Source organism: Mycobacterium sp. 1274761.0, assembly GCF_001668615.1.
Lineage (GTDB): Bacteria > Actinomycetota > Actinomycetes > Mycobacteriales > Mycobacteriaceae > Mycobacterium.
Genome location: NZ_LZMC01000104.1, coordinates 22312 through 30344, shown reverse-complemented (window position 1 = coordinate 30344; position 8033 = coordinate 22312). Strand labels below are relative to the sequence as shown.

Below are 8033 nucleotides of genomic sequence, written 5' to 3'. Positions count from 1 at the left end.
TTTTGTTGCAGCGCAGCTGGGTGGACATTCTGCGCAACCGCTTCGACGCCGCGAAGGAGAAGGTCGCCGAGGCGCGCGAACTGCTCGACTCGTGGCCGCGCCACAGCTGGTTGCAGTACGCCAGGCTCGATGACCACATGGGCAGCATCCTGCGCGCCGAGGCGCTCGCCGACCCTTCGACCGCTGCCGACAAACTCCAGCAGGCCGCCGACCTGAAAGTGCCCGCCGCCCTCGCTGTGGATTCGGTGCGTCACGCCATCCCCGACGCCGACGCCAGGATGCGGTGGGCCACGCTGGTCTCCGCGCGCGTCCTGGCAGGCGCGTTCGCCGTTGCCTATGAATGGGGCAACACGGAGCTGCTGAGCGAACTGATCGAATACCACTGTGCGCGCGGCGCTTTCAGTACAGAGCCAGCCGAAGGCGTCGGCCACGGATGGATGGGCGCAGCCACCGCCGCCGTGCCCGTCGAGGCCGACGACGAGTACGCGCTGGTGGCCGCGGGCACGCCGGCGACTTCTGTGTCCGGCGGGCTGACCCGACTCGGCCCTCTGCCGCCGCTGCGGATGGAGCCCGACATGCCGCCGATCATGAGCCGGTACCGCGAGTTGGCGCACCAGCGCTACGGCCGCGACATCACAGCCGACGAGGCCGTCTGGCCGACGTGGCCGTGACCGATGCGCAGCGCCGGACGCTGGTGCTGCGGTTCGCCGACGTCGGCGTCGCCACCTATGCCAGCCTGCGCGTGGTCGGCCAGCCGTCCCGCACGGTCACCTGGGTGGTCGAGGAGCCCACGCTGCTTGCGGCGCTGCAGCGACTCGCCACGGCGCTGCCCGACCCGCGGGACACCGAGGACCAGCGCGACGCGGTTCGGCGCGCCATCGCAGAAGGACCGTTCGCGTCGCCGGCCGCCGAAGCCGAGATCGCCCGAGAGCTCGGCTCACAGCTGCTGGCCACGCCCGCCTGGCAACTGTTGGCGGAGTGCGCGGCCTCGCCTCGGACGGCGCTGTTCATCTCGCCAAGCGCGCGGCTGGCCCAGGTTCCCTGGGCGGCGCTGGAGATGCCGGGGGATGACGGTTTCCGGCTGATCGAAATGGTCGACGTGCTGATGGCGCCACCGCCGAACATCGTCAACTCCTCGCGCAGATCGGTCGATTGGGCCGACCGGCGAGAGGGGCCGCCGCTGCTCGTCCTCGACCCGAGGGTGCCCGGCCAGCGTCCCGATTCACCGCTCGGCTCGGTGCTGGGCAGACCGTCGCCGGAGACCTTGCTGGCACGCTATTTCGGCGAGGTGCTGCAGCGTCGTCGAGTACTGCCCCCCGTCGCGACACCCGTCGAGTTGTTCCGGCGTTCCGACGCCGGCCGCGCATGGTTGGCCGCCCTGTTGTCCCAGGCGCCGAGCCGACTGCTCTACGTCGGCCACGCGACAGCAGCAGATGGGGATGTCGGGCATGCCGACCGTGCGGCGCTGCACCTGGCCGACGACCGGCCGGTGACCGCATCGGACCTCATGTCGGCGGGGCTGCCGTTCCCGCCTCGCGTCGCGCTGTTGGCGTGCGCATCCGGCGGCGACTACCAGTTCGACGAGGCCACCGGGCTGGTGGCTGCGATGATCCTGGGCGGTGCACAACTGGTCACGGCGACGCTGTGGTCGCTGCCTACCACGGCGGGCTACCGACAGTTCGCCTCTGATCCTGTTGCAGCCGAAGCCGATCCGATGACGGACGCGATCATCGGTGTCGATCGGGCGCACGAAGAGACCGAGGCGGGCAGCGCGGTGAACCGCTGGCAACGCGAGCAGATGCGGCGCTGGCGCGGCGGCGATGTCACCGCCAGCCCGCTCTATTGGGCCGCGCTGGTCACGTTCGCCGTCGACGGAGCACGCTGAGCCTCAACTGGGCGGCACCGAGACGGCGATACGGGACACGTCGCCGACGCGGTAGTAGGTGTCGATCACGCTGCCCGGCGACACCTTCGCCATCGACGACGCCGGAATCAACGCGGTCTCGCGGGCGGGGAACTGTCCGCCGTCGGGCCTGGCGACCATCAGGTCGAGCTGCACCTCCCGATAGTCCTCCAAAGCCCCACCGGTGGAGCGCATTCCGGTGACGACGCCGTGCGCGCGGGTGCCATGGCGGATCAAATCGAGCTGGCTACCGGTCAACAGCCCCTTGGCGACGAGCATCTGATCGAATGCGGTACGCATCGCGAGCATGTCGTCGGGCAGCGAAAGGTGTTCGCGGGCAGCAGGATCGAACGTCACCAGCAGCACCGCACCCGGGCGCAATGTCGAGGCCACCGATTCATCACGCAACCGTCCGGTGAAGCGCGGACCCGCGACGCTTTCGACCTCCACGGTGATCACGTCGGAGATTCCGCTGACTGTGCCGATCCCGACGGCAGGCGGGCTGTGGCGCGGCACCGCCGCGGCGGCCCTGGAGCGCAGCAGAGTCGCCGTGATGCCGACCCCGATTACGGCAAGGAACGTGAGCAACAACGCTTCAGGCATGTCACTAGGTTCTGACGTCGGATCGGCTACCGAACCCAACTTTCCCGCTAGGTGATCTGCATCGCCCACTCCTATCCTCTAGGGATGACCACGGGGGCCACAACCGACGCGGCAGTTGCGGTCACACGGCCGCGGCAGGCCGTGATCGCCGCCGCCTGGCGGGCGATCGGCCCCGGCGTCGAGGTGCTCAGCGGTGGCGACGGTGGCCCGTTGCGCAGGACGGTGAAGCGCATCCTCGACCCGCTGGTGCTGCGACTGCGCGCGAACACGCAGTTTTCGGCGCCGTTCGTCGATGCCGCCGTCGCCGCTGCCATGCACGAGCTGATCGTCGGCAACGCTGCCGTGCTGCGGTCCGCCGCGGCGTGGTTCGAGCTGCTCAAGCGTGAACGCCGTCGGCTGCGGATCACCACCGGCAACGCGCAGGAGCTCTATTTCCCCGTCTGCTACGAGCTGGCCGTCACAAAGGGGCCGCCCTCCGACACCGACCAGGAGACGGCGGCGGCCGTACTGCGCGACATTCATTCCGACCGCGACCGCACCGCGATCGAGGTGCTCAACCGGTTTGTCGCCGACAAGCAGGTCATCGCCAAGCTCTCGGCGCAGCTGGGTCACAGCTGGCGCGACGTGCGGGCCGGCACCGAGATCACCGGGCCGTTCCTCTCGGGTTTGACGACCGTACTCGGACCGGCGGCCAGCCACCGCGACACCGTGGCCCGTCAGCGGGTGTGGTCGGCGTTGATCGCCGACGCCACGCCGTACAACCTGGGTGCGAAGGCACACAGCTCGGCCGCGGACCTGCCGTGGTCGATCGTCGAGCTCGGGTTGAGTTCCGTTGAGCCGCAACAACCGCCGACAATCGCGGACGGAAGCCCAGGCGACCGCCCGTTGAACCGCTCGGTCGTCGACCGGGTGCGGGCGACATTGCGCCGCGCACTCGATCGCGACGAACTGCCCGACGTTCCGCTGCTGTGCGCCGAAGAGGTCGACAGGTCGTGCGCCCCATGGGGATTGCTGGCCGAGGACAAGCAGGCCGCGCTGATAGCCGGAATCGAGGTCGCGCTGGACCTCGCGCCGTTGACCGAAGCCTCGCAGCGTTATCACCTGGCGAACCTGATACAGGCACGGCTGCGCAAGGAGGCCTACGTCCTGCACGCCCGCCGGTATCTGGCCGACGGCGGACCCATTCACCCACGGCAGCAGCAGGTGATTGACGATCTCGCGGTGTTCGCGCGTCCGTACCTGAGCCGGCTGTGGGCCCGGCTGCACGGCCGCGACGTCTGGCAGGAGTCGTGCGGAGACGTCGACGACCTCCGCTCGTTGCTCGAAGGCGTGGCGCGGTCGGTGAGCCTGGACCACCGCCAGCGGATCAAGGCGATGTTGCAGGTGGCCGGATGAAATTGGTCGCCGATTCTGGGCTGTGGAGCACCGGCACGCTGGCCGCGCCGAGCCCGCTGGTGGCGGTGCTCGAGGTCAGCGGCGCCGTGTTGTCGTGGACGATCGACGCGGCGCCCGAGACGGCGGCGATCACCTTCACCGACCCGGGGTGCACTGACTGGCTGTGGCGGCTGCTCGGCGAATCCGGCCACCGCGCCGTCGCGGCTGCGCTGACCGACGGCCCGTCCGACGGCACCCAGACCATCGAGGTGGCCGGTGTCGATCTGCTGCCCGGATCGGTCGATCAGCTGCGGCGATTGGCACTCGGCCATTGGATGCGGCGCTGGTGGCCGGCCAGTCACCGCGACGGGATCGTCGGCCTCGACGCGGCACTGCTCGACGCCGAGATCGCGCTGCTGACGGCCGCCGCGCAGGATTTCTTCGCCGACGACACCTTCGACTCCGGGGTGAGCGAGCTGCTGGTGCCGCATTCGAAGGCCTTCAACGCCCATGTGCGAGAAGGCGATCCGCGCGTCGTCGATCTGGTGCGCGCGGCGAGCGAGTTGACCGAGGAGGTCGGAGTCGAGCTCGCCGAGCCAGTCGCCGCCGTACCGCGCCGCGACGACTATGCGCTCGCTGCCGGCGCCCGCCGAGCACGCCGCGGCGCGGCAGCCATCGCGCAGGGCACGGACTCGATCAGTTGGGCTGGCGTACCACCCGCGGTGTTCGACGCAGCAGAGGACACGGTCGAATGGGTCGTCGAGGCGACCGATAATGATACGAATGCGACTGTCGGAGTGCAGCTTTCCGGCGCTGAATCGCCCAGCGGCATCCCCGTGCGCATGCATGCGGGTGCCCTCGGGGGTCACGGCGTGCTCGACGACCGCGGACAGGCGAGCTTCGTGGTGACCGACGGGCACGGGCAGCCGGTACCGGAATCGACCGCCTGGAACCACGATTGGCGCACGACCCGCGTTACGGTCGGCGTGGCCGTCGACGAGTTACCCGAAACCCGGGACAGGGTCCGCGAATTCGCCCGAGCCAGGCTGGCCGCGCCGGGCGGCGACGCCTTCCTCGCCGAGATCCTCGCCGCCGAAACGGACTACTGAGACTGGCCCTCGCCGGTCTGCATTGACCTTCGGATCTGCTCGAGTCGCTCGGCGGCTGCGCGCTGACGCTCCTCGTACTGTTCCTCGGCCGAGCGCCCCTCGGGGGTTTCCGCGGCCAGCTCACTTGCCCCGATGGCGGTGCCGTAGCGCGTCTCGATCTTCTCCCGCACCGAGTCGAACGTCGGCACACCGCCTGGCGTGTAACCGGTGTCCGCGGCCTCAGCAGGAGCCGGTTGTGGTTCGTCTGGCATGACGCAACGCTACTCCGGGTTTGTTCGAAGCACCGTTGGCCTCGTCGAGCGGTGAGACACTGCCGCTATGGTGCGGACGCCCGACACGCATTACGCGAAGGGGCCGTCGGGCAACATCGCCTATCAGGTAATCGGGAAGGGCCCGATCGACCTGGTTGTCGTGCCCGGCTGGTGCTCCCACATCGACAAGCACTGGGAGGACCCGGCGTGGCGGGCCTACATGGGGGAGCTCACGTCGTTTGCGCGCCTGATCATCTACGACAAGCCCGGCACCGGGCTGTCCGACCCGGTCGATGGTGTACCCACCGTCGAGAACCGCGCTGACGACTTGCGCACGGTCCTCGACGCCTGCGGATCGGCGCGGGCAGCGGTACTGGGCTACTCCGAGGGGGGTGTGATCGCAACGCTTTTCGCCGCGACCCATCCGGAGCGAGTGAGCGCACTCATCCTGTACGGGACCGGGGCGGGCGGGAAACTCGGAGACCTCGACGCGGCCACGAAGGAAAAGTCCCGGAACGTCATCGCGAAGATCCGGTCGACGATCGACCATTGGGGCGAAGGACAGACCATCGACTGGACGATACCGAGCCGCAAGGACGACCCCGATGCGCGACGGACCGCGGGCGCCTTCGAACGGGCTGCCATGAGCCCGAAGATGGCACTCATCACGTATCAGGCCTTGGTGCGACAGGCCGACATGGCCGATATCCATGGCAGCATCCGCGTACCCACGCTCGTCCTGCATCGTCGTGGTGACGCTATTCCGGTCGGGCTGGGACGTGCGCTCGCCAAGCGGATCCCCGGCGCCCGACTCGTGGAACTCGACGGCGCCGACCATGTTCCGTGGGAGGGCGACTACAAGTCGATCACCGGGGAGGTCGAGGAGTTCCTGACCGGTCAGCGTCACGAGCATCCGCTGGACCGGGTGCTGGCCACCGTGCTGTTCACCGACATCGTCGATTCCACGCGCCGAGCAGTCGAAATCGGTGATCAGCGGTGGCGAGAGGTGCTTCAGCGGCACGACGACATGGCGCGCGCCGAAATAGCTTCATATCAAGGGCGATTCGTGAAACACACCGGCGATGGGCTACTCGCGACGTTCGACGGCCCCACGCGAGGGGTGCTTTGTGCAACGACGCTCGTCGAACGCATGAGTCAGCTCCGGCTGGACATTCGATGCGGACTGCACACCGGGGAATGCCTGCGACGCGATGACGACATCGGAGGAATTGCCGTCCATATCGCGGCGCGGATTGCGGCGAAGGCCGGCGCCGGGGAGGTCCTCGTGTCGAACACCGTCAAAGATCTCGTCTACGGGTCGGGGATCACGTTCTCTGACTGCGGCGCTCACGTCCTCAAGGGAGTGCAGGGCGAATGGCGGTTGTATGCCCCGACGGGCCGTCACGACCCGGTGCAGGATGTGCTCGGCGACGACTGATCACCGTGCCCCGGTCTGTTCAATCGACGCGCCGGCCGGCGCCGACGGCAGCCGCGATCGCGGCACGTCGGGCGTGCCGATCTGACCGGCTAACCACGGCAGGGCCGCGGCGAACGCGTGCGACGCAAACGGCCAGTCGTGCTTGCCGGGCCGGTTGATCACTGCACAGTCGATGCCGTTGGCGGCGCCCAAGGCGCACAGTGAATCCGCCGCCGCCGCCTGGTCGTTCTTCGTGTGCGCAGCGGTCGGGCCGTTGACGTCGAACCAGCCGGCCAGGCCTTCATAGCGGCCGTGCTTGGTCATCACCGTTGTCGGGTCAAATCTGGCCCACGCATTCGCGTCGCCGCCGAACAGGCGCGCGATGGTCTGCTCCTTGGTACCCGCGTTGGGTCCGATGTCACCGGCGATGTCCTCGAACGCGGTGAACATGTCGGGATGCATGACTGCGAGGTCCACCGCGCACGTTCCGCCCATCGACCAGCCGACGATGCCCCAGTTCGACTGCGCGGGGCTGACACCGAAATGCGAAGTCATATACGGCACAACGTCTTTGGTCAGATGGTCGGCGCTCTTGCCGCGGCTGCCGTTAACGCACTCGGTGTCGTTGTTGAACGCGCCGCCCGGGTCGACGAAGACGAGGACCGGCGCGTTGCCGTGGTGTGCGGCGGCGAAGTCGTCGATTGTCTTGACGGCTTGACCGGTGCGCAGCCAGTCGGCGGGGGTGTTGAACTCGCCGCCGATCATCATCACCGTGGGCAGCTTCGGCGGCGGGTTGGTGGCATACCAGGCGGGGGGAAGGTAGACGAGTTCGCGGCGGTGCCGGAAACCGGATGCGCGGTTACCGGTGTCGACGGTCACCACGGTGCCCTTCGGCGGCATCTTGCGTTGCTGTTGCATGGCGGCCACGGTGACCTGGTCGGTCTCGTCGGGTAGCGGCCCGGCCGTCAGTTGATTCCATGCCGTCTGCACGGTGGGGAAGTAGCCGACCCACATGTTCAATGCGAGCGCGGCGCACAACAGGCTCAGCGGGAACGCGGCCAGCGACACGCCGCGACGCCACCATCGTGCCTGCCGCCAGCCCGCGGCCAGGATGGCCGCCGCGAACCCCGTCAACCCGATCCAGATCCACAGGGAATGCGGGGCCGGGTTGTCGGACAGACCTTGCGACGCGACGTACCAGTAGGCCGACGCGGCCAGCGCGCCGCCGACGATCACCGCCCACGGCACCCACCGCACCTGCCAGCGCCCGCTGCGCCTGCTCACCGCGGCGATCAGCATCAATGCCGCGATGACCTGCACGGAGACGGGCAGCCAGCCGTGCATAAGGGAAAGATGGTGGCGCAACGAGTCGGGTA

General features: G+C 68.6%; 7 protein-coding genes and 1 pseudogene. 5 read left to right on the top strand and 3 right to left on the bottom strand.

Annotated elements, in window-relative coordinates; genetic code table 11:
* Window positions 1-671, top strand: a pseudogene (locus A5651_RS25765) (hypothetical protein); the annotation flags it as partial.
* Window positions 653-1885, top strand: coding sequence for a CHAT domain-containing protein (locus A5651_RS21460; RefSeq protein ID WP_066985764.1), 1233 nt, complete (start codon window positions 653-655; stop codon window positions 1883-1885). The pseudogene A5651_RS25765 and the gene A5651_RS21460, both read left to right, overlap by 19 nt.
* Window positions 1886-1888: 3 nt before the next feature.
* Here A5651_RS21460 and A5651_RS26475 read toward each other — a convergent pair whose 3' ends face one another.
* The gene (locus A5651_RS26475) at window positions 1889-2506 is read right to left on the bottom strand and encodes a hypothetical protein (protein ID WP_066985749.1); all 618 of its coding nucleotides are present in this window, start codon (window positions 2504-2506) and stop codon (window positions 1889-1891) included.
* Between the two features lie 84 nt (window positions 2507-2590).
* Between A5651_RS26475 and A5651_RS21450 the strand changes: the two genes are divergently transcribed.
* Together A5651_RS21450 and A5651_RS21445 are read left to right on the top strand one after the other, a co-directional pair.
* Window positions 2591-3901, top strand: coding sequence for a hypothetical protein (locus A5651_RS21450; RefSeq protein WP_066985746.1), 1311 nt, complete (start codon window positions 2591-2593; stop codon window positions 3899-3901).
* The gene (locus A5651_RS21445; RefSeq protein WP_066985743.1) at window positions 3898-4989 is read left to right on the top strand and encodes a hypothetical protein; all 1092 of its coding nucleotides are present in this window, start codon (window positions 3898-3900) and stop codon (window positions 4987-4989) included. The genes A5651_RS21450 and A5651_RS21445 overlap by 4 nt, the downstream gene beginning before the upstream one ends.
* Here A5651_RS21445 and A5651_RS21440 read toward each other — a convergent pair.
* Window positions 4983-5240 (bottom strand): hypothetical protein, encoded by a 258-nt coding sequence (locus tag A5651_RS21440; protein ID WP_066985735.1) that lies wholly within the window; start codon window positions 5238-5240, stop codon window positions 4983-4985. The genes A5651_RS21445 and A5651_RS21440 overlap by 7 nt on opposite strands.
* A gap of 67 nt (window positions 5241-5307) precedes the next feature.
* Here A5651_RS21440 and A5651_RS21435 point away from each other — a divergent pair, with 67 nt between their 5' ends.
* Complete coding sequence (locus A5651_RS21435; protein ID WP_066985732.1) at window positions 5308-6678, top strand: adenylate/guanylate cyclase domain-containing protein; 1371 nt, start codon at window positions 5308-5310, stop codon at window positions 6676-6678.
* On the opposite strand, the gene A5651_RS21430 is transcribed toward A5651_RS21435, so the two are convergent.
* The gene (locus A5651_RS21430; RefSeq protein ID WP_066985729.1) at window positions 6679-8001 is read right to left on the bottom strand and encodes an alpha/beta hydrolase family protein; all 1323 of its coding nucleotides are present in this window, start codon (window positions 7999-8001) and stop codon (window positions 6679-6681) included. It lies immediately after the preceding gene.
* Window positions 8002-8033 lie beyond the last annotated feature (32 nt).

Coding starts and splice junctions, on each gene's coding strand:
- A5651_RS26475 (WP_066985749.1), bottom strand. CDS start 2,506: ATGCCTGAAGCGTTGTTGCTCACGTTCCTTGCCGTAATCGGGGTCGGC.
- A5651_RS21450 (WP_066985746.1), top strand. CDS start 2,591: ATGACCACGGGGGCCACAACCGACGCGGCAGTTGCGGTCACACGGCCG.
- A5651_RS21445 (WP_066985743.1), top strand. CDS start 3,898: ATGAAATTGGTCGCCGATTCTGGGCTGTGGAGCACCGGCACGCTGGCC.
- A5651_RS21440 (WP_066985735.1), bottom strand. CDS start 5,240: ATGCCAGACGAACCACAACCGGCTCCTGCTGAGGCCGCGGACACCGGT.
- A5651_RS21435 (WP_066985732.1), top strand. CDS start 5,308: ATGGTGCGGACGCCCGACACGCATTACGCGAAGGGGCCGTCGGGCAAC.
- A5651_RS21430 (WP_066985729.1), bottom strand. CDS start 8,001: ATGCACGGCTGGCTGCCCGTCTCCGTGCAGGTCATCGCGGCATTGATG.